This window comes from Paenibacillus sp. JZ16, assembly GCF_015326965.1.
In the GTDB taxonomy this organism is placed as follows: domain Bacteria; phylum Bacillota; class Bacilli; order Paenibacillales; family Paenibacillaceae; genus Paenibacillus_AQ.
On sequence record NZ_CP017659.1, the window covers coordinates 7,258,721 to 7,278,034 of the forward strand.

Annotated in this window: 17 protein-coding genes; 11 read left to right on the forward strand and 6 right to left on the reverse strand. The window is 48.0% G+C overall.

Going from position 1 to position 19,314, the window contains the following annotated elements:
- Positions 1–3: 3 nt before the first annotated feature.
- The 3 genes from BJP58_RS32645 (at position 4) to BJP58_RS32655 (ending at position 3,175) form a co-directional block, all read left to right on the forward strand.
- Entirely contained in the window at positions 4–645 is a 642-nt protein-coding gene (locus BJP58_RS32645; protein ID WP_071224363.1) for a response regulator, read from the forward strand.
- 163 nt (positions 646–808) lie between these two features.
- Positions 809–1,627: an NmrA family NAD(P)-binding protein gene (locus BJP58_RS32650; protein WP_194542123.1), complete on the forward strand. Its 819-nt coding sequence runs from the start codon at positions 809–811 to the stop codon at positions 1,625–1,627.
- 24 nt (positions 1,628–1,651) lie between these two features.
- Positions 1,652–3,175, forward strand: a complete 1,524-nt coding sequence (locus BJP58_RS32655) for an MFS transporter (protein ID WP_199341192.1) — start codon at positions 1,652–1,654, stop codon at positions 3,173–3,175.
- Positions 3,176–3,266: 91 nt separating this feature from the next.
- Here the strand turns inward: BJP58_RS32655 and BJP58_RS32660 are convergent, their stop codons facing one another.
- A complete protein-coding gene (locus BJP58_RS32660) occupies positions 3,267–4,142 on the reverse strand; it encodes an AraC family transcriptional regulator (RefSeq protein WP_233354822.1) in 876 nt (291 codons plus the stop codon).
- A 196-nt stretch (positions 4,143–4,338) separates the two neighbouring features.
- On the opposite strand from BJP58_RS32660, the gene BJP58_RS32665 reads away from it, so the two are divergent.
- The 5 genes from BJP58_RS32665 (at position 4,339) to BJP58_RS32685 (ending at position 10,491) form a co-directional block, all read left to right on the forward strand.
- A complete protein-coding gene (locus BJP58_RS32665; protein ID WP_194542124.1) occupies positions 4,339–7,026 on the forward strand; it encodes a glycoside hydrolase family 78 protein in 2,688 nt (895 codons plus the stop codon).
- A gap of 134 nt (positions 7,027–7,160) precedes the next feature.
- Positions 7,161–7,583, forward strand: coding sequence for a cell wall hydrolase (locus BJP58_RS32670; protein WP_194542125.1), 423 nt, complete (start codon positions 7,161–7,163; stop codon positions 7,581–7,583).
- Between the two features lie 88 nt (positions 7,584–7,671).
- A complete protein-coding gene (gerQ, locus tag BJP58_RS32675) occupies positions 7,672–8,070 on the forward strand; it encodes a spore coat protein GerQ (RefSeq protein WP_397376706.1) in 399 nt (132 codons plus the stop codon).
- A gap of 441 nt (positions 8,071–8,511) precedes the next feature.
- Positions 8,512–9,831 (forward strand): hemolysin family protein, encoded by a 1,320-nt coding sequence (locus BJP58_RS32680; RefSeq protein WP_194542126.1) that lies wholly within the window; start codon positions 8,512–8,514, stop codon positions 9,829–9,831.
- Between the two features lie 159 nt (positions 9,832–9,990).
- The gene (locus tag BJP58_RS32685) at positions 9,991–10,491 is read left to right on the forward strand and encodes a hypothetical protein (RefSeq protein ID WP_233354823.1); all 501 of its coding nucleotides are present in this window, start codon (positions 9,991–9,993) and stop codon (positions 10,489–10,491) included.
- 234 nt (positions 10,492–10,725) lie between these two features.
- Here BJP58_RS32685 and BJP58_RS32690 read toward each other — a convergent pair whose 3' ends face one another.
- The 4 genes from BJP58_RS32690 to BJP58_RS32705 all read right to left on the reverse strand — a co-directional run bounded on the left by BJP58_RS32690 (position 10,726) and on the right by BJP58_RS32705 (position 15,129).
- On the reverse strand, positions 10,726–11,538 hold the full coding sequence (locus BJP58_RS32690; RefSeq protein ID WP_194542127.1) for a DUF4367 domain-containing protein: 813 nt from the start codon (positions 11,536–11,538) through the stop codon (positions 10,726–10,728).
- Entirely contained in the window at positions 11,516–12,106 is a 591-nt protein-coding gene (locus tag BJP58_RS32695; protein ID WP_194542128.1) for an RNA polymerase sigma factor, read from the reverse strand. The genes BJP58_RS32690 and BJP58_RS32695 overlap by 23 nt, the downstream gene beginning before the upstream one ends.
- A 393-nt stretch (positions 12,107–12,499) precedes the next feature.
- Positions 12,500–13,729, reverse strand: coding sequence for an aminopeptidase (locus BJP58_RS32700; RefSeq protein ID WP_194542129.1), 1,230 nt, complete (start codon positions 13,727–13,729; stop codon positions 12,500–12,502).
- Between the two features lie 167 nt (positions 13,730–13,896).
- Positions 13,897–15,129, reverse strand: a complete 1,233-nt coding sequence (locus tag BJP58_RS32705; RefSeq protein WP_194542130.1) for an aminopeptidase — start codon at positions 15,127–15,129, stop codon at positions 13,897–13,899.
- A gap of 143 nt (positions 15,130–15,272) precedes the next feature.
- On the opposite strand from BJP58_RS32705, the gene BJP58_RS32710 reads away from it, so the two are divergent.
- Complete coding sequence (locus BJP58_RS32710) at positions 15,273–15,548, forward strand: hypothetical protein (RefSeq protein ID WP_071224350.1); 276 nt, start codon at positions 15,273–15,275, stop codon at positions 15,546–15,548.
- A gap of 153 nt (positions 15,549–15,701) precedes the next feature.
- On the opposite strand, the gene BJP58_RS32715 is transcribed toward BJP58_RS32710, so the two are convergent.
- Positions 15,702–17,054 carry a TrkH family potassium uptake protein gene (locus tag BJP58_RS32715; protein WP_194542131.1) on the reverse strand — a complete coding sequence of 451 codons (1,353 nt, stop codon included), beginning with the start codon at positions 17,052–17,054 and terminating at the stop codon, positions 15,702–15,704.
- Between the two features lie 77 nt (positions 17,055–17,131).
- Here BJP58_RS32715 and BJP58_RS32720 point away from each other — a divergent pair, with 77 nt between their 5' ends.
- Entirely contained in the window at positions 17,132–18,049 is a 918-nt protein-coding gene (locus BJP58_RS32720) for a DMT family transporter (protein WP_194542132.1), read from the forward strand.
- Between the two features lie 114 nt (positions 18,050–18,163).
- On the forward strand, positions 18,164–19,300 hold the full coding sequence (locus BJP58_RS32725; RefSeq protein WP_194542133.1) for a zinc-dependent alcohol dehydrogenase: 1,137 nt from the start codon (positions 18,164–18,166) through the stop codon (positions 19,298–19,300).
- Positions 19,301–19,314: the final 14 nt, after the last annotated feature.

Sequence of the window (19,314 nt, forward strand, 5' to 3'; positions counted from 1 at the left end):
CTTATGAAGATTAAAGTGCTAATCGTTGATGATCATCTCGTTGTATTAAGGGGGTTGCGTTATTTTCTGCAGACACAGCCCATGATCGAAATCGTAGATCAAGCTCTTAACGGGCTAGAGGCTCTGGATAAGGTAGAGAAGCTGCAGCCTGATGTGGTCCTGATGGATCTGAAGATGCCGGAGATGGACGGAGTCGAAGCCACGAAGCGAATCACAAACAAGTTTCCACATACGAAAGTTATCATTCTTACCAGTTTTGCCGATCGGGATTCGGTTTTGCCGGCGATTAAAGCGGGAGCTATTGGATATCAACTGAAGGATATCGAGCCTAAAGTGCTGGTCGAAACCATCATCGCTGCCGTAAACGGAAATCGCATGCTTCATCCTCAGGTAACGAATCAATTAATTGCCCATGTGGCGACAGATACCGAGCCTGTTAAAGGCATCGACATTCTGACTATTCGTGAGCAGCATGTACTTGAACAGATTACGCTCGGCAGGAGTAACAAAGAAATCGCTGCAGAACTACATATTACCGAGAAAACGGTAAAGACGCATATCACGCATATTCTGGGAAAAATGGAGGTGCAGGATCGCACCCAGGCGGCCTTGTACGCGATAAGGAACCATTGGTTCGACACATAACCCTCAGACTATGGTCGTAGTGTCAGGTCTTATCTTCGGGTAAGGCCTTTTTTGTATGGCTGATTTAGACCAGGGCTGGACGTAACCGGTCTGGAATTGCGTTTAAATGGAACTATAGGGAAACAGAAGTACACCGTCAATGGCTAAAAAGGAGGAATAAACAATGACCATATTAGTTACAGGTGCGACAGGAAAAGTTGGTCGACAGGTGGTAAATGAGCTGCTTAAGACTGGACATCGCGTCAAAGCGCTCAGCCGCTATCCGGCATCAGCCACATTACCTGCTGGCGTAGAAGTGGTTGCTGGTGATCTGAGTAAGCCCGACTCGCTGGTTCCAGCGTTACGGGGTGTGACCGGCCTCCATTTAATCACGACAGGAGCAGGCTACGTCCCGCTTACGACAGGGGAGGAGATTATTCGAATCGCGGAGGCTGCCGGAGTAAAGCGCGTCAGCGTATTGTGGGACGGAAAGAAAGGGACGGTGGAGGAAGCACTAGAATCGAGTAATCTGGAATGGACCCAGCTGCAGCCGGTCGATTACATGTCCAATGTTATGAACTGGAGAGAATCGATACGAACAGAGGGTGTAGTACGCGATATGTTTGGTGATTCGTTAAATGCTTCGATTCATGAGCAGGATATCGGACGGGTGGCTGCAGCGGTCCTGTCGGAGGACGTTCATGTGGGCAAGATTTATCCCCTAACCGGTCCCGAGGCGCTAACGGTTCCTGACAAGGTGCAGATTCTTAGTCACTATATCGGTAAAGCTGTAAAGTTTATTCAGTTAACCGAAGAGCAGGAGCGTAAACGAATGGCCGAACTTGGAGTCGATGAGGGTGTCATCGATTACGTCATCAACTGGTACAAGAATCCACCGATCGAAGCATATACCGTCAATCAAACGGTTGAACAGATCACAGGACGTCCTGCAAGAACGTTTGCCGAGTGGGCGGAAGAGCACGCAAGTTACTTCAAATGGTAAGAAATGAATGAAGGAGGAATGATCATGAATGACGAACGGGCTTCACGTGCGGGACCGCGGGAGTGGATCGGACTGATCGTGCTCAGTTTGCCCACATTGCTATTAGCCCTTGATTTCACAATGCTGCATTTGGCTCTTCCGCATTTGGCTGCGGATCTTAAGCCGAGCAGTGTGCAGCAACTGTGGATTCTTGACATATACGGCTTCATGATTGCCGGGTTTCTGATTACAATGGGGACGCTCGGTGATCGGATCGGAAGGAGAAAACTACTTCTAATTGGCGCCTTTGCATTTGGCGTTGCCTCAATCGTAGCCGCGTTCTCCACCAGTGCTGGCATGCTGATTGTCACCCGTGCACTGCTCGGTATATCCGGCGCTACCTTGATGCCATCTACGCTTGCACTGATCAGTAATATGTTTAAGGATTCAAAGCAAAGGGCGACAGCTATTAGCGTGTGGATGGTTTGCTTCTCAAGCGGGGCTGTGATCGGCCCGGCCGTAGGAGGAATACTGCTTGAATATTTTTGGTGGGGCTCAGTATTTCTCCTTGGCGTTCCCGTCATGCTTCTCCTGCTTGTGACGGGGCCGTGGCTCCTGCCTGAATACCGCAATTCTGAATCCAAGAAGCTGGACCCCATTAGCGTTATATTGTCGTTTGGCTCGCTTCTCCCCTTGATTTACGGTCTTAAGGACATGGCCAAGGAAGGCATCAGTTTCCTAGCAGCGCTATTATCGATCATTGGTCTCAGTATCGGCTATTGGTTTGTCAGACGGCAAAAAAGGCTGAAAGATCCGCTGCTCGACTTGGGATTGTTCGCATACCGTGGGTTTAGCTGGTCGCTAATCATGATGCTGATGGGTTCGTTGATCGTTGGGGGATTTGTCTTTCTGTTTACTCAGTATTTGCAGATGGTGGAAGGACTTTCTCCGGTGGAAGCAGGTCTGTGGATGATGCCTTATGCCGCCGGCAGCATTATTGGTATATTGGCAGCGCCGATCTTAGCACGAAGGTTTCCCTCATCACATCTCATCGCCTCTGGTTTATTGATCTCATCAGTCGGTTATCTCATGGTCATATGGACGGATACGTCATGGGGAATGTTAATCCCCATCCTCGGCAGCGTTCTTCTGCTGATGGGAGTGGGTCCTCTTCAAGTCTTAAGCATGGACCTTATTATCGGGTCAGCACCGCCAGAGAAAGCAGGAGCAGCATCTTCCTTGTCGGAAACAAGCGGCGAGCTTGGGATGGCACTTGGTATCGCTGTGATGGGGAGTATAGGTACAGTTATTTATCGCAATCGGATGAATGTTCCTGACGGTATTCCGAATGAAGCGGCAGAATCGGCCAGTGATACATTGGCTGCTGCTATGAATGCAGCGGAACAGCTACCTGCAGCGCTTGCCGATGAGATCCAAATGTTAGCTCAAGCGGCATTTGCGTCCGGATTTCAAGTCGTTGGCATTCTGAGCTCCGTTCTATTGATAGGAATCGCAGTAATTTCAATGGCTTCCCTCCGTGATAAAAGCCCTATCAAGGGAAATGAATGACGTTCAAAATCATCAAAGTATATTCAAAAAGCATGATGATCGAGTATTCAGGATCATCATGCTTTCATTATTTGCCGGAGAGTCCCATCGTTTATGAATGCTGAACATCGCTCCGGTATTGACCAGGTGTGAGACCTGTATTTCGTTTAAACACGGAGTGAAAAGAATGCATGTCCTTATAACCGACCTTCTCGGCAATCGTACTGATTTTGTCCGAGGTGGTGCGCAGCAGCTCGCGGCTCATTCGAATCCGTACGGTTTGCAAATAATGATGCCAGCTCTGGCCTGTATATCGGCGGAACAGCCGCTGCAAGTGGCGCTCGCTGAATCCGCTGATATGTGCAAGCTGCGTCAAAGTGAGCTCATGCATGTACTGCACTTCCACGTATTGAAGGACATCCTGAAAGGAATGGTGCTGCGGCACCGAAGGCATCGTATGTGGATGTTCGATGACACGGCTGAACTCAATGATCAGCTGCAGCAGCAGCGTGTGCAGATAAACGGCAGAACCGCTGCCGTGCATGGCATTTTGTTCATAGAGGAAGCTAAAGAGCCTCTCGAAGCGATCATGTCGGTCCATAATCGCATGGTATCCAAGGGAGCCATCTTCCATGCCTTTCAAAAAGGCAGCCGTATCCGAACCTGTTGTAAAAGCAATCAGTTTGGGCAGCAGCTGTACAGAGAAAATGCAATTATTCACGATGAGCGGCTTCCCGTTTGCAGAAGTGGGCCGGAATACATGAGATATTCCGAGTGGGATATAGAACATTTGACCTTTGCGCACGCGCTGTACCGAGTTCTCCAGGTGATGAAAACCTTCACCCTCCGCAATATAAGCAATCTCCAGAAAATCATGGTTATGGTATGAGCCTGTAAAATTCTCCGCGTTTCGATTCACATACATCAAGGTGTCATCCTGGAAAAAGGTATCTCCATAATAGGTTTCCATGGGTCGCTTCATCATCATTCTCCTTGTCGTTAATAGGGAAAGAATGTCCGTTATGCCTCATATTGTTGTCCGATATCCCCATAATTCCACGTTCAGGTTCACTTATAATAATAGTTGAAACAGGCACGGTTAGGGAAGCGCACATCCCGAGTTGCGGCCTATAAAACTTGATTGTGGCAATAACCTTTAATGAAGGTGAACGGAGGGATAGCCTATGTTCAGCGTTACGGATTTACGATGTGAGTATCAGCATAATCCGATTGGAATCGGCGAGAAGCATCCGCGTTTAAATTGGAAGCTGGTCTCGGACGAAAGGGCATTCAGGCAAACGGCCTATGAGATTGAAGTTTCGAATGATGATCGTTTTGCTGTGCCCTTTTGGACTTCAGGGAAAGTAGCTTCTTCGCAATCGGTTCATGTGGAATTAAGCGAATGGAGCGTATCGTCTTGTAAGCGCTATATTTATCGAGTCCGCGTCTGGAATCAAGCCGGGGAGGTATCGGAATGGTCGGATGCAGCCTATTGGGAGACGGGTAAACTGCAGGGAGAGAAATGGATAGGGGAATGGATAACGGCACCCAGTTCTTTGCTGCCGGCCGAGTCTCCTCATCTACCGCTCCTTCGCAAGAGCTTCAGCTTGAAGACGCCCATTGCGAAGGCGAGAATATATGCCTCGGCCTTAGGCCTTTATGAACTGGAACTGAACGGGCAGCGGGTGGGAGATTGTTATTTCACACCCGGATGGACGAGTTATGAACATGCGATACAGACGCAAAGTTATGACGTGACGGATATGCTGAATGCTGGCCTAAATGGCATCGGCGCTTGGCTCGGAAATGGATGGTACAGGGGGCAATTGGGATGGGAGGAACGGAGCGCAATCTATGGGAATCGATTAGCCCTTTTGCTGGAGCTGCATATTACTTATGCAGACGGGAGCGAAGAAGTAATTGCAACCGATTCAAGCTGGCAGTCGGCCAAAGGCCCGATCACAATGTCAGAACTCTATCATGGTGAAACCTACGATGCCCGGTTGGAGCTGGAAGGCTTCAGCTCAGGAGATTTTAACTCAAATGATTGGCATGGTATCGAAACGATCGATCACGGGTTTGACATGCTGAAGCCTCAAATTAACGAGCCGGTAAGAGCCATCCAAAAGGTGCAGCCCGTTGAATGTCTGATTACACCCAAAGGTGAAACCGTCATCGATTTCGGACAGAACCTGGTGGGCTGGGTCCGGTTTAGCGTGTCCGGCGCGGAAGGCGCTATCGTGACGCTGCAGCATGCGGAGATACTGGATTCCGAGGGGAACTTGTATACGGAGAACCTCCGAACCGCTAAACAAACCATTCAGTATACGTTAAAAGGTGGAGGACAAGAAACCTATGAGCCACGGTTTACGTTCCAAGGCTTCCGGTATGTCCGCTTAGACGGTTTCACGGAGGAGCAGTTGAGCCGTGGGGTTTTTGAAGCAGTTGTGCTCCATTCGGACTTTGAAGAAATCGGAACGTTTCAGTGCTCAGATCCCATGGTTAATCAATTGCAGAGCAATATTCGATGGGGGCTCAAGGGGAATTTCCTGGATGTGCCCACGGATTGTCCCCAGCGTGACGAGCGGCTTGGCTGGACGGGAGATGCACAGATGTTTATTGGGACGGCGGCCTATCTAGCGAACGTGGCTCCTTTCTTCACCAAGTGGTTATCTGATCTGGCTGCAGACCAGCGTGGCGATGGGGCAGTGCCTTTCGTTGTCCCCCATGTGCTTGGCGATGAGGCCTACGCTTCGGCCGCATGGGGAGATGCAGCGGTCATATGTCCGTGGACGGTATATGTCAGTTATGGCGACCGACGGATATTGGAACGTCAGTATGAGAGCATGAAGAGCTGGGTCTCCTACATTCAGGCTCAGGGGGAGAATGAGTATTTGTGGAATACCGGCTTTCATTTTGGTGACTGGCTGGGACTTGATGCGAAATCCGGCGACTATGTGGGGGCTACAGAGCGGGATATGATAGCGTCGGCATTTTACTGTTATTCGGTAGAACTGCTTAGGAAAACAGCGATCGTATTGGGTCAAGAAAAAGATGCTGCCCTGTATACGGAGCTTAAAGATAAGGTGGTCGCTGCATTTCGCAACGAATTCGTGACCCCGTCAGGAAGGCTAGCGGCTTCGACTCAGACCGCGCATGTGCTTGCGCTCATGTTTGGGCTGCTGGATGAAGATGCGGAAAAACGAGCAGCGAAACGTCTTTATTCGCTGCTGGAGGAGAGTAGATTTCATCTAACGACAGGCTTTGTGGGAACACCCTATATTAACCATGTATTAAGTCAGCATGGCATGCATGACGCGGCCTATAAGCTGTTGCTGCAGAGGGACTATCCTTCATGGTTGTACCCGGTTACGAAAGGCGCAACCACGATATGGGAGCACTGGGACGGTATTAAGGAAGATGGCAGCTTCTGGAGCCGGGATATGAATTCATTTAATCATTATGCATATGGAGCCATTGGCGAGTGGCTGTATCGTACGGTTGCCGGCATACAAACTGTGGAGGAAGCGCCGGGTTATAAGCATACCGTGATTGCACCCGTGCCGGGCGAAGGATTGACATGGGCTGAAGGCGTGATCGATACGCTGTACGGATCCGTCCGGTCAAGTTGGAGATTGGAAAGTGGTGGAGAGTTTCAAATAGAGGTAACCATCCCGCCTAATACAACAGCGGAGATCCGACTGCCAGGTGTTTTTAATGCATCAAGCGTTACAGAAGGAGAGGCGATACCTCTAGACGAAGCGAGAGGGATTCAATCTGCACGTGATGGTGAAGCGGGTGTTGTGATTCAAGCGGGCTCAGGAGAGTATACATTCAGATATGTTTATTCCGATCATGCTGTGCAGTCATGAATAGAAACAGGAAGCTTAGAGTTCCTTACCGTGGTGAATTGCGGTAAGGAACTTTTTTTCTCTTCACATAGTCACATTTATGGGCGAATGCACATACAAATACAAAGTGATCTTAAGGAAGCGAGGGGAACTCTGTGGCAGTCATCAAAGCGAATTCGAATGATGTGGATCTTCTGGCAAGATTGATCCGCGCAGAGGCAGAAGGCGAAGGCGAGCAAGGCATGCTCATGGTCGGGAATGTCGGAGTGAACCGGATATTGGGCAACTGCCTGGATTTTCGAAACATCCGCAGCATGAACGATATGGTTTTTCAGAGCCCGGGTGGTTTTGAAGCAACACAGAAAGGCTATTTTTATCAACGAGCTAGGGATCGGGATCGTCGGCTAGCCCAAAGGGTCATTAATGGGGAACGCATATGGCCGGCTAGCAACGCGCTGTGGTTTTTCCGGCCGGCAGGAGATTGCCCGGCAACCTGGTACAATCAGCAGAACACAGGCCGATTCAAAGCACACTGTTTCTTCACCCCGACATATGCCGATTGCCCGTCCGTTTTTTGATTCATGTTATACAACCGCTTAGGCGGGAGTTATAAATTAAAGGAGGAAATTACTTATGTACAATCAAGGTGTGCCACCTGTGAACTTCATGAATGGAGTCCGTTATCCGGGAGTGCCGAACCGCGGGACGGCTGGTTATACGGCGAACGTTCCACCGCAGGTGCCTAGCGGAAGCCCAATGACTCCAGGAGGCACCGTTGTTCCCGCCCCGCAATTCGAACAATCCTACGTAGAGAATATTCTACGACTGAATCTGGGCAAACAGGGAACCTTCTATATGACGTATGAAAACAATTCGCAATGGAATGCCAAGGTGTTCACAGGTGTGGTCGAAGCTGCTGGACGTGATCATATCATTATCAGCGAACGGTCGACAGGCCGCCGTATCATCCTGCTGATGGTAAACCTAGATTATGTCGTGTTCGACGAGCCGCTTCATTATCAATATCCGGGTGTTATCGGCAATCCGCCTCCAACGGCTAGATAATCGATCCGATTGCATAAAGAACCTTCGTTTACTCAGGCGTAAACGAGGGTTTTTTCTTTATGTTATACTTGGACATATTCAATGTTCATGCGATTTTTTCTATCCAACGCGTGCGGATTCATCGTATTCTATTAACATTTTGAATGTTTATTCATAGAATATATCAATTCATCGAAAAACGAGTGCTAATGGCTGAGAATCAAATTAAAGCTGATAACAACGTTGATTAATGTCATAAGACAACGTTTGACTGTGTATCGTAGTACTATATAATTACTTATATAGCTTGATTAAGTCGGAATAAGACAAGGAGATGAGACCATTGGGAAGTTGATGCGTAGTCCGAACACGCTGTTATGCTTGATGGCACCACACATTTTTAATAACCGAAGGAGGTGTTCCTATTCGTCATAGCATGCTGTATGGCGGGTAGGAGATCGATTGAGTGACCCCTTACCGAGTTTGATAAGTTTAACCTTGGTATTGATTCTCGTCCTGTTAAATGGATTTTTTGTATCGGCTGAATTAGCTTTCGTTAAAGTGAAAAGCAGCCGTATTGACGCTCTGGCCGAAGAAGGACATAGACGTGCAAAATTTGCGCAGAACATATTGAAGAACCTGGACGGATATATATCCGCATGCCAGTTTGGTATTACCATCGTGTCCATTGGACTCGGATGGATTGGCGAAAGAACGATATCCGCCATGATTACGCCTTGGTTTCATGGCATAGGCTGGAGCAATACAGCCGTTCATGCCGTGTCCTTGGTAATTGCCTTCATCCTGATTGCACTCATGCACATTGTATTTGGTGCATTGGCGCCCAAGACAGTGGCTGTACGTAAGGCGGAACAAATTGCGCTGCTATCTGCAGGCCCACTGCGGGTGTTTTACACGATGATGTTCCCGTTTATCTGGTTTGCCAATGGGCTCTCCAATAATGTTCTCCGTTTATTCCGGATGCAACCGGTGGTTGAACGGAATGTTCATACCGAGGAAGAACTGCGGGATATGATGAAAGAGAGCAGTGAGAGCGGCCTGATGGATAGCACGGATATGGTGTTGGTAGACAACATTTTTGAATTTGCCGACACGACAGCAAGGGAGATCATGATCCCCAGAACAGAAATGATCTGCTTATACAACAATCTTTCATTGGAAGAAAATCTGAAGATCGCAAGCGAGGGGATGCGAACCCGTTATCCGATTTGTGACGAAGACAAGGATCATATCATTGGCTTTATTCACATTAAAGATCTGATGCGCGGATTCGTTCGTGACCAGCTTTCCTTGATTCGCCCGATCATTGCTGTTCCTGAGTCGATCAAGATCAGCGATCTGCTGCGAAGAATGCAGCGGAGCAAGACGCAAATTGCCATTCTAATTGATGAATACGGCGGGACTTCAGGACTCGTAACCCTGGAGGACATCATGGAAGAAATCGTCGGTGAAATTCAAGATGAGTTTGACGAAGAGCGTCCGGGCATTGAAAAGGTGGGGGAGGATGAATACTCCATTGATGGATTGATGCTGATCGATGAAATTAATGACCAATTTGGTCTGAACGTGGATACAGAAGACTATGATACTATCGGTGGATGGCTGTCCTCGCGTCTTGAGGTGCTGCTCCCACACAAAGGTCAATCTGTCATGTATGAGGATTATCGCTTTGTGATTGAGGAGACCGAGAATAAACGGATTTCGCGGATTCGTCTGATCAGGCAGCAGCAGCAGCTGATTCAGGAAGAAGCAGGTGCGTAAACTGGATATTAGAAGAAGCCTCGACAATATATGTCGAGGCTTCTTTTTATTTGCAGAAAAGTTTCAAAAAATATATCAATCCATGAAGAATTAGAAACTTTTGTTCTGTCACTGCGTGTTAAAATATGGATGTACCTATTACATTGAAAGAAAGGTGATATGATGTCAAAAGTACGCAGTCCTAAACGTATAGCTTCAGCGGTTGCAGTCAGTGTTCTATTAAGTTTATCTCTGGCAGGAGGGGCTTACGCGGATTCGGCTACAGACATTGCACCCGGTGCCTTAACGACTCCGCCTCCTGTGGAAATGAACCTAAATTCTTCTCTCAACACGTTAGCCAATAAATATTTGATGGATTATTTTTCTTCGATAGGGAAAGTAAGCAGTACTCAAGTAGGGATTAGCGCCACTACCAGTGCTTCTCAAGCTGTAGATTCTCTGGGTATCAATTATGTTCTTCAACGCTGGACGGGCTCCGCTTGGGTCGATTCGGGAGCTTCATACGATAACGGAACGAGTAGAGCCTCTCTGAGCGGAAGCAAGACTTTTAGTGTGCAGGCGGGTTATTATTACCGGGCCAAGACGATTCACTGGGTCAAAGAGAGCGGTACATATGAAGAAGGAACTTATCACACGAGCTCGATATTGGTAGCACAATAATCCGAATATGGATTTATGATGGGAGTGCCTCGCAAGATCCTAGATCTTGCAGGGCACCCTCTTTTTTTGCATCGAAAGACGCTCCGTACAGGAAGCGTTTCACCCTTCGCTGGCCCATCATCTGCTGATCTGTGTGGGCAGCCATGGAACAAAAAGGTCGAAGACCAGCCCTTAAGCCTGTCTTCAACCATTTTATTGGGAACAACCTGTTCTTTTTTTAGATTCTCTAAAAAATCATTGTATGCTGTTTGCAATTTTTATGAATTCATCTTCTGTGAAGAAGCCGCTAATGGATACAATCACTTGATCATTATCGTATAAGAAGCGAAGGTTAGTCTCGGTTAAATAGGCTTTTGCTCCGGATTCAAGAATAATCGTCTTCTTAATATCCCCATTGAGATTGATCATTTTACCAAGTGTCATCCCGATAAGATCTATATGGAAAAACTTTTCTTCCGAATTCTTATAATGAAGATGAAGCTCTTCAAAAACCGGATTTTCATCCGTTATTAATGCTGTAGCCTCATAGAATTTGTAATCTTCCGGTAGATAATTGATTTTTGGTATTTTAAAAGGTGCGCGTTTTTGCGATTCTGTCAGAGATTCATCGGTATCTGTGAAAGTTATATATTCGGTTTCCACTAATTGAGCTGGCGGCACATACCCTTCGGGTTCTATTCCCTGCTCCGGTGGGGGAGCCGTTAATGCCTTGCTCTTATCAACAGGCTCTCGCATACCGAAAATTTGGGTCACCACACCATTTCCCCAATCCTTGATCTCCTGATAAACCGGTGTTACCGCTTGAGTTACAGAGGATGGAGAGAATATCAATGCACCAAAGGCCATCGATGCTGCGATGACTCCGGCTAACTGAAAAGTGCGTCGACGCTGTTTCTTTTTGTGTACCTGTTTGATTTGCTGTTGAACCTGCTGCCAGGATTGTCGTTTAGATTCAATGTCAGTAGGGAGTGAGGAACGTGAAGCTGCACGATCAAAGGCTTCGTCAAACGCCTCATCAAACCAATCATCGTATTTTTCGTTGCTCATCCAATTCACCCCACTCTCTATACAGCATTTTCTTTACGGATTCTCTGGCGCGGAACAAGCGCTGCTTCACGATCTCTTCGCGAGTATTCAGCAGCTCCGCGATTTCTCTGTACGTCAGACTATGCTTCCACCGATACTCAATCAATAGCTTGTATTCAGGCTTCAATTGGTCGAGATAATGCTCGATGGATTCCTCCAGCATATTCGACTCCACCTGATGTTCGACGTTCGTGGAAGAAACTACCACGTCCTCTTCATTAATAAAAACACTCTCGACATCCACTTGGTTACGGTATTTTTTATTTTTTCTTAAATAATTCATGGTTGAGTTTTTGGCGACGACACGGAGCCATCCCCGCATCTTGCTTTCGGTTTCAAAATTCGGCTTACTTGTAATCACTTTTATAAAGGACTCCTGAATGATATCCTCAACAGCAGCATGATCCCGTACGACATACAGTATCTGTCCATAAACGAGGTCATAAAATTCATAATAGACTTCTTCCTGAATAGGTTCGCTCAGATCAGCGAAATCTGCTGCAAGGAGGAGCTGTAATCGGTTGGACACGCGATAATCCCCTCTCTGGTGTAACCATCCTATTTCTCTCATCATTTTACAACATATCGGGTAAAAAAGCCCTATTAATTCTAATAACAGCCGACTCTGAAGACTGTTTCCGGGAAACGGGTTGATCCTTATGAAGTCATGTGGTTGAAGCGCATTAGCTTATGAAATAATATGGCAATCTTAGATATGCGTCCATCTCTTCATCATATGCTCGGCAATCTATCGGTATTAATCAAAATAGGGTTGAAGTTGCATCGGGAATCGGGAAGGGAAGGGAAAGGAAAGGGCTAGAAGGTCCATTATGAAAAAAACAGAGCAGCCTCTAATTAAAAGACTGCTCTGTTGCAGATTTCCGATCTCATTGTGTCATGCACATAACGAAAATGTAGCGGTTTAAGCCCAATTGCCGTCGATGAATACAGGCTCCTCTTTGCCATCATGAGTGATTCCGGTAATATGAAGCTCTTTGGAGCCCATCATGAAGTCAACGTGGGTAATGCTGGTGTTCAGACCGCTTGCTTGAAGCTGTTCGGACGTCATGGTCTTGCCGCCCTCAAGGTTAAAGGCATACGCGCTGCCGATGGCCAGGTGACAGGAAGCATTTTCGTCAAACAGTGTGTTGTAATACAAAATACCGCTTTCCGAGATCGGGGAGCGATAAGGCACAAGGGCAACCTCGCCAAGATAATGTGAGCCTTCATCCATGGAGATCAGGCGGGTTAAGGTATCTTCGCCTTGTTCCGCGGAAAAATCGACGATGCGGCCATTCTCGAACGTGATCGAGAAATTGTCAATGATGTTGCCGCCGTAGCTCAAAGGCTTCGTGCTGCGTACGGTGCCGTTCACGCCGGTTTTGAGCGGAGCGGTGAACACTTCCTCCGTCGGAATGTTGGCAACGAAACGCTCGCCTTTCTCGTTGTGACTGCCCGCTTGGGCCCAGATATGTCCCTCCGGAAGCTCGATCGTAAGATCCGTCCCTGGTGAAGTGAAGCGAAGCTTATGATACTTCTTGGCATTGAGTTCATCCGATTTGTGCTGGAGGGTCGTGATATGATCTTCCCATGCACCAATGGGATCTTCGAGATCCGCGCGGACCACGTGGAATATCGCATCCCACATTTTATCCACCTGCTGCTCGGCCGGAACGTCAGGGAACACCTTGGCAGCCCAATCAGGGGAAGCATAGGCAATGCCGGTCCAGCTCATTTTATCGGCTTGCTGATATTGCCGGTATTTCGCCATAGCGGCGCCATATGTACGCTGGTAATTGGAAATACGCTCCGGATCAACGCCTTTAAGCAGGTCAGGGTTCGAGGAGAGAATGGTCAAGAAAGCAGCCCCTTGCTCGGCAAGCTCGGTTACTTCCTCCGCATAATATGTCGGCGGCTCCAGAAAAGCTTCGTCTGGTGCCAGGTCGTACCGTATCCGGTTCACAACCTCATCACTATAGTTCACCTTTACTTGCTTGGCACCCGTTTCATAAGCTTTCTTCACGATAAGACGTACCAACGGTGCAGCATCGATCATGGCGTTAACGACCAGCGTTTGTCCCGGCTGCACATTAGCACCCACCTTGACTGCAAGCTCCGCGTAGCGTTCCATTTTTTGTTCAAAGTTGGACATGACAGCCCCTCCATTTCCTTTATGCTATCAATAAGTAATTTGATGCGCTTTCTTGATTATGACACAATTTTTCCGTTTGTAAATCAACCTCAGGTCAATTAAAAGCCGGAAAAGTTCAAGAAAGCAGCTACTTCATATGAAATAGCTGCTTTATACTGTCCCGTATCTTAAAATGCCCAGTTTCCTTTCAGGAATACCGGTTCTTCCTTGCCGTCCGCCGTCACTCCGTAAATATCCATGTCGCCAGAGCCGATCATGAAATCAACATGGGTTACACTCGTATTGAGACCGCTTTGAATCAATTGCTCCTGATTCATATCTTTTCCGCCTTCCAAGCAGAAAGCATAAGCGCTGCCGAGTGCAAGGTGGTTGGAGGCATTCTCATCAAACAACGTATTGTAATACAGGATGTTGGACTCCGAGATCGGGGATTGATGCGGCACCAGCGCCACTTCTCCAAGATAACGGGCACCCTCATCCATGTTCAGGAGACGCTCAAGGGTTTCATAACCTTGCTCTGCCGTGAAGCTGACTACTTTACCTTCTTCAAAAGTAAGGGAGAAATTGTTCACGATGTTTCCGGCATAACTCAAAGGCTTCGTGCTGTGTACGGTTCCGTTGACGCCTGTTTTGAGCGGAGCAGTAAAAACCTCTTCTGTTGGCATGTTAGCCACAAAGGAATGTCCGCGTTCGTTGATGCTGTCGCCTTGCGCCCAAATATGCCCTTCCGGCAGCTCAATGGTAAGATCGGTTCCCGGTGCGATATAGTGGAGTTTCTTGTATTTCTTAGCGTTCAACACGGTGGATTTCGCTTCAAGCACTTCGAGGTGCTTGTTCCAGGCTTCAACCGGGTTATCCTGATCCACACGCACGGTGTGGAAGATGGCATCCCACAATTTGCCGACTTGTTCGGATTCCGGCACATCCGGGAACACCTTGGCTGCCCAAGCTGCTGAAGGCACAGCGATCAGACACCAGCTAAACTTGTCGGACTGCTGATAAGCGCGATAGGTCTTCAATGCTTCTCCGCGCGCTTTGTAGAAGTTTCCGATACGCTCGGAATCAATGCCGCTGAGCAGATCGGGATTTTCGGCAAGCACGTGCAGAATGGCTGCGCCGTTCTCCACCAATTCCGTCATTTCGCCGGCATACCATTTTGGCGCTTCGGTAAACACGTCATCTGCAGCCTTTTCGAATTGAAGTCGTGTTATTGTTTCGTCGTTCCACAGAATCTTAACCAGGCGGGCACCCGCTTCATATGCCTTTTTGGCAATCAAGCGAGTGAATTCGGCGGAATCAACAGGAGCATGAACCACTAAGGTTTGTCCTTCTTGTATGTTAACTCCAACCTTTACAGCCAACTCGGCATATTTGTCCAAGTATGTATTGAAATCGGACATTTGGTACCCTCCAATGCAATTTAATTTACCAACCCATATTATACTAGATCATGGCGTATAATAAAAACAATAATCAGCTGCCAGGAAAAGTGATATACTGAGTCTTGTGAGTGCTTTACAACGTAATGAAGGAGCGTGAAAACGTGTCAGAAGTCCGAATCGAGCGTGCGGATATGAAGCGGGATGACAGCGATCAGTTCGTAGGATATACCGTATTTTCTATAGATGGACATGCATCAGCCTACGAGATTACTTTCCTGAGCAAGAATGGCCGGGACTGGGACTACAGCTTGAACTTCGCTGGCGAGCCAGGAATCGAGGAGCAGTTTCTTCAGATTGACGAGCGGATTGAAGCCGATAACGAATTGTTTGATGACTTGCTGGATGCTGCCATCGATGCTAGCGAGTTCGGCGAATAAGAGACGATTTTAGAAATGTATTCCAATGAAACAAACCGTACGCCTCCCATGGAAGGGGGAAGTGTACGGTTTGTTTAAGATTGTATAAGCTTTCAGGTAAGCTGAACACATTCGATAATCGCAAAAAAAGTTCCGACATGGGAGACGTATAACTTAACCAATCGTAATCCGGCCTTCCGGATGGCGGTACAGTTCTTTATTATTCTTGCGACTCAGCGCATAAGCAAGGGTTAGCGGTCCTAACCGGCCAAGGAACATGAGCAGGGAAATGGTCACCTTACCAACCCCGGACAGCTCGGTTGTAAGTCCCATGGATAGCCCGGCAGTACCGAACGCGGATACGGCTTCAAACAGAATTCTTAAGAATTCGCCAGATTCCGTAATGGACAGAAACATGGAAGCTCCCACCAATAGCAGCAACGATAGAATCGTTAGTGTAATGGAACGGTAAACCAGGGCTTGGGAGATTCGATTGCGATAGAGAACAACGTCCCGTTTTCCCTGGATCATCGTAACGACGGCACCGATAAGTACGGCAAAAGTAGTCACTTTAATTCCGCCCCCCGTTGATCCGGGAGCTGCCCCGATGAACATCAGGATAATCATGAAGAACTGGGAGGATTGCTCCAGACTCGCGATATCCAAGGTGCTGACGCCACCGGAACGGGGAGTGATCGATTGGAATAGGGAAGCCATGATTTTTACCGGGTACGAAAGCGGCCCTAATGTTTTGGGATTGCCATGCTCCAGAATAAAGATCATGACAGCCCCAATTACGATTAATAGTGACGTTACGGTTAATACAACCTTGGAATGAAGAGACAGTTTCTTGCATTTCGGATATTCAATAAGATCAAAAATGACGATAAAGCCGACTCCTCCAAGGAAGATCAAAAGCATGAGAATAATATTGACAAAAGGATCCGCTACATAGGTTGCAAATCCTGAGAAGGGTCCGTGAATTTGGCCAAAGAGGTCAAAGCCTGCATTGTTGAATATGGAAATACTCTGGAATATGCCGAAGTAAGCCGCATCGGAAAGCGGCATGATGGCAGAGAACCTGAGCGTTAGCAGTAATGCGCCTGCCCCTTCTATGATCAGCGTATAGACGAGCACTCTTCGGATAAGGTCTACAATCCCTTGAATTTGGTATTGTCCCATTGCTTCCTGAAGGATCATGCGCTCCCGAAGCGAGATTCTGCGGTTGAACATCAATGCAATCCAGGTGGCTGAGGTCATAAAGCCCAATCCGCCAAGCTGAACGAGCATGAGCATGACAATTTGTCCAAATATGGACCAATGGGTCCCTGTATCCACAACGGTTAAACCCGTTACACTGATGGCGGAAACTGCTGTGAAGAGAGCATCTACGATTGGGGTAGAAGTTCCGTCCGCCGTAGCAATGGGAAGTTTCAGCAGGAACGTCCCAATCAGTGTAATCGAAGCAAAGCCGATTGCCAGAAATTTGGGAGGGGTCATTTGGTTGCGAAGGTCTTTCTTTTTCATGCCAATTATCCTTTTCCGAAAGTTTAAATTTGAAATCATTCTCTAATATAACACGAAAGGTGAATCATTTAACCATCATGAATTCGAACCGAGCACCGATCCCTGTATTTATCCCACTGTTTATCGGCATCATCGCTATTTCTTTTTCCTCCATATTCGTAAAATGGTCCACCAGTCCCGTATCCATTCAAGCGATGTACAGACTGGTGATCACGTTCCTGATCATGCTGCCCTTCGCGGGCAAATATGCGCCGGCTATCAAATCGTTGAAGCGTTCTGAACTGCTGCTGCTTCTTCTATCCGGTTCGATGCTGGCCCTGCACTTTTTGTTATGGATGGGCTCCTTGAAGTGGACGAGTGTAGCCAGCTCCACAATTATCCTTGCCCTTCAGCCGGTGTTTGTGATGATAGGTGCTTACTTCTGGTTTAAGGAGAAAACATCGCTGGCGGCAATCGGCGGCATGGCGATCGCTTTCCTCGGCGTATTCCTTCTCATTGGGAGCAGCGGACTCAGTGGGAGCAAGGGGCATTTGACTGGTGATATCATGTCGCTGCTGGGGACGGCTGCGGTCGCCGTGCATATGCTCCTGGGTCAATTGCTACTGCGGCGTCTGCCTTCATTCTTATACAGCTGGCTTGTCTTTGCAGTAGCGGCCTCCGTACTGGCGGTGTATAACGTAGGAATGAACATTCCGATGACGGGGTATTCCGGACGAGAGTGGGGGATTTTTGCTTTATTGGCTGTCGTGCCAACGGTATTCGGCCATCTGCTGTTCAATTGGCTGATGAAGTATGCCACAGCCTCCACCGTATCGATGAGCGTTCTTGGAGAGCCGGTTGGAGCGAGTTTACTGGCTTTTCTCCTGCTGAATGAGTCGATGAACTCCCTGCAGGCGGCAGGGGGGGCGCTCGTGCTGTTAGGGTTGGTATTATTCTTGAAAGTCGGGAAATCGAAAAAGCAGCCTGTAGACCTTCAACCCGAAGCGCTGGGGTGAACTTCGCTTTATTTTTGCTCTGCCGGAGTAGTTCTGATTGAAATGGCGCACACTGAACCTAAAAAAGTCAAATCCTTACAAAAATGGATATCGACTCTAGAAGGGGTTTCGAGCGTGAAAGCAGTCACTTATCAAGGCAGACATCGGATCCAAGTAAAGGATATGAAGGACGCCGTTCTTCGGCACAGCGACGATGTCCTGATCCGAGTCACCACCACGGCCATCTGCGGATCGGATTTGCATTTATACAACGGTGGATTAAAACAGCTGAACGATGATTACATTATCGGCCATGAGCCGATGGGAATCGTGGTGGAAGCAGGTCCTGAAGTAAGCAGGGTCAAAGTGGGAGACCGCGTGATCATTCCTTTTATTGTATCTTGCGGAAAATGCCTGTTTTGTCAGAATCACATGGAGAGCCAATGCGATTATGCGAATGAGGGCAAGAATACCGGCGGTTTTTTTGGATATAGTGACGCCTACGGCGGTTTTCAAGGTGCGCAAGCAGAGCTTTTACGGGTTCCTTACGGGAATTCCATGCCCTTTGTTATACCTGAGGACGCCGAGATGGAAGATGAGAAGCTGCTCATGCTTTCCGATGCGCTGCCCACAGCCATCTGGAGCGTGGAGAACGGAGGGGTTAAACCAGGCGATGTCGTGGTTGTTCTGGGCTGCGGTCCCATTGGACTGCTAACGCAAAAGTTTTCCTGGTTAAAAGGCGCGAAGCGGGTAATTGCGATTGATCATGTGGATTACAGGCTCGCGCATGCGAAACGGACCAATCACGTGGAGACTTACAATTTTGAGAAGATCAAACCGATTGAAGATTTCATCAGAGAACTCACAAAGGGCGGCGCGGATGTTGTTATCGATTGCGTAGGCCTTGATGCCAAGCGGACGGGATTGGAAATGCTGGGCAGCGTACTAAGGGTTCAGGGCGGTTCTTTAGGAGCTTTCCGCATGGCCGTCAACATGGTTCGCAAATACGGGACCATCCAGCTAACCGGCATATACGGGCTGGTGTATAATGCCTTTCCGCTTGGAGAGCTGTTCGAACGCAATATTACGTTAAAAATGGGGCTTGCTCCCGTTATTCATTACATGCCGCGCCTTTATCAAATGTTGAAAGAAGGGACTGTGGACCCTTCGGATATCATCACACACCGGCTTCCGATGGAGAAGGCTGCCCACGGCTACGAAATCTTCAATGAGCGGAAGGATGGCTGTATCAAAGTCATTTTAAAGCCTTAGGCAGCTAAATAAAC